This window comes from Limosilactobacillus viscerum, assembly GCF_947387525.1.
Classification (GTDB): Bacteria; Bacillota; Bacilli; order Lactobacillales; family Lactobacillaceae; genus Limosilactobacillus; species Limosilactobacillus viscerum.
On the sequence record NZ_CANDNW010000053.1, the window covers coordinates 1 to 2,362 of the forward strand.

The following is a 2,362-nucleotide window of genomic DNA, read 5'->3' on the forward strand; positions in this document are numbered from 1 at the left end:
GGCGAACACCAATTGAGATCTTTTTGCGTAATCTGCGTTACTAAATTTGTTCAAGTTATTTCTTGCAATCTGCCAATTACTTATTATAATTTTTTAGCAAACTGATGAAGTCATTTAAGCATTTAGAATGATAAGATTCAGCACGCGTATAGGCATAATAAGATCTTATCGCTGCTGGGATATTAATATCTATAAAATAGAGGCCTTGAACAGGAGAAAAATTTCTAATTTGTTCAGTAATAAATGTTGCACCGATACCACAGCAAGCCATATGAAAAGCTGTTTCAAGTTGATATCCCTCTAAGACGGTATGCGGTTGGAAGCTAAGATGGTCGCAAATTTGTTTAACTAAGATGGCAAGGTTATTAGATGATGATAGTGAAATAAATGGGAGCTTGTTAAGCACCGCTATACCTTGCTGCTTACTTTGTTGTTTACTTAAATAATTAGAAACCACACCGAAATCATGTTTACTAATTAGTTCTTTGGGAATCGCTAATAAAAGCCGATCCTTTTGAACAAGTTGACGGCTTAATTGCTTGGCTTTGTTCCCACAGTGAACAACTATATCTACATTTCCAGCGTACAACTCTTTATTTAGTAGTTGTGCGTTTTTTTCAATAATTTGAAAATGAACAGTCGGGTGAACAAGTCTGTACTCTTTTAGAACTGCTGGCAAGTAATAAGCATTAAAATACTGCGATGAACCAACATATAATGTCTGGACCTGTACCTGGTGGTAATCTTCAAGTTGCTGTTTAAAATCATGCTCTGCTAACCGAATCTTATTCGTTTCGGTAAGGAAAAGTCGACCCGCCTCTGTTAACGTTAATGGGTTGCTCTGCCGATCAAATAGTTCTACCCCTAGTCGTCCTTCTAGCTTTTTTATTGCAACACTTAACGCTGGCTGTGAAATGAATAAGTTATGTGCTGCCTTGGTCATATTACGTGTCCGACTAACTTCATAAAAATATTGATGTTCCAGATCCATTTAGGTTCCCTCCTAACCAATAAATTTAAGTTATGGCCCATATTATATATGCATTCGATTCCACCAATTTGTGATGATATTATCAAACTGTAAGCGAATTCATAGGAGGCTGATTTTTATGCACGCAATCGAAAAACTTCTAGCTGAAAAATCAGGACATAAGGAAGTTCATGCAGGTCAAATTGTCAACTGTGACGTTGACCTTGCCGGTATTAATGACTTGTATTACCAGACAGTTAAATCCTTTCACGAAATGGGTGGTACTAAGGTTCATGACCCCAATAAGGTAATGATTTTCTTTGATCACTATGCACCCTGCGCAACAACAATTCAAGCTGAAGACCATAAAAAGTTTCGCAAGTTTGCTGATGAACAAGGCATTAAAAATCTGATGGATGTTAATAGTGGTGTTTGCCACCAAATTGTTGAGGATAAGGGATTGGCAAAGCCAGGACAAATTATTGTCATTACCGATTCACATTCAACAATGCATGGTGCTCTAGGCGCTTTTGGTACTGGCGTTGGTGCAACTGACCTCGCAACAATCCTAATCACTGGTAAATTGTGGTTTAAAGTTCCAGAGGTTATCCGCATCAACCTAACCGGACACCTTAAGAAAGGAATATATGCCAAAGACGTTATTTTATACATTCTTGGTAACCTTAAGGCCGACCATGGAATTTATAAGGCCATTGAATTTGCTGGACCCGCTCTGAAAGACTTCTCCGTTTCGGAACGCTTGGCACTTTGCAATATGACTACTGAAATGGGCGCCGCAACAAGCTATATCCAACCAGATGAGGTAACTAAAGAGTATCTTCATGAACGCGGGGTTGATGATTACCCAGTATACACGACTGATGATGATTATCAGTATTCCGAAAATTTAACATATGATTTAAGCAGAATTCAACCACAAGTTGCGGCACCCTCTGATGTTGATAACGTCCACAATCTCTCTGAATATGAAGGAACACATGTCAACCAAGCATATATTGGTTCTTGCACCGGTGGACGGCTCCAAGACTTCGCTGTTGCGGCTACAATTCTTAAAGGTAAAAAAATCAAAAAAGGAACCCGACTAATTATTGTTCCCGCTAGTGGTGAAACTACCAGGGAGTGTATTAAGCACGGTTATATTCAAACATTACTTGATGCAGGTGCAACATTAGCACCGTCCGGATGTGCGGCATGTATCGGAATTCATCAAGGCTTAATTGCAGCAAATGAAGTTTGCATTTCAACTTCAAATCGGAACTTTCCAGGTCGAATGGGAAGTATTAAAGGAAAAATTTTGGTGGATTATAGAATGAAGTTAGCCACCCAGTTGGTGGTAAATAAAAAACGCCATTCGGCGTGACATCAGGTATC

Annotated in this window: 2 protein-coding genes; one reads left to right on the forward strand and one right to left on the reverse strand. The window is 38.9% G+C overall.

The window, feature by feature from the left end:
* Positions 1–76 precede the first annotated feature (76 nt).
* Positions 77–991: a LysR family transcriptional regulator gene (locus QOS07_RS09115; RefSeq protein ID WP_283588633.1), complete on the reverse strand. Its 915-nt coding sequence runs from the start codon at positions 989–991 to the stop codon at positions 77–79.
* Between the two features lie 118 nt (positions 992–1,109).
* On the opposite strand from QOS07_RS09115, the gene QOS07_RS09120 reads away from it, so the two are divergent.
* Positions 1,110–2,351: an aconitase/3-isopropylmalate dehydratase large subunit family protein gene (locus QOS07_RS09120; protein ID WP_283588634.1), complete on the forward strand. Its 1,242-nt coding sequence runs from the start codon at positions 1,110–1,112 to the stop codon at positions 2,349–2,351.
* The last annotated feature ends 11 nt before the right edge of the window (positions 2,352–2,362 follow it).

Excerpts from the sequence above, each read along its gene's own strand:
- QOS07_RS09115 (WP_283588633.1), bottom strand. The coding sequence starts at position 991 with ATGGATCTGGAACATCAATATTTTTATGAAGTTAGTCGGACACGTAAT.
- QOS07_RS09120 (WP_283588634.1), top strand. The coding sequence starts at position 1,110 with ATGCACGCAATCGAAAAACTTCTAGCTGAAAAATCAGGACATAAGGAA.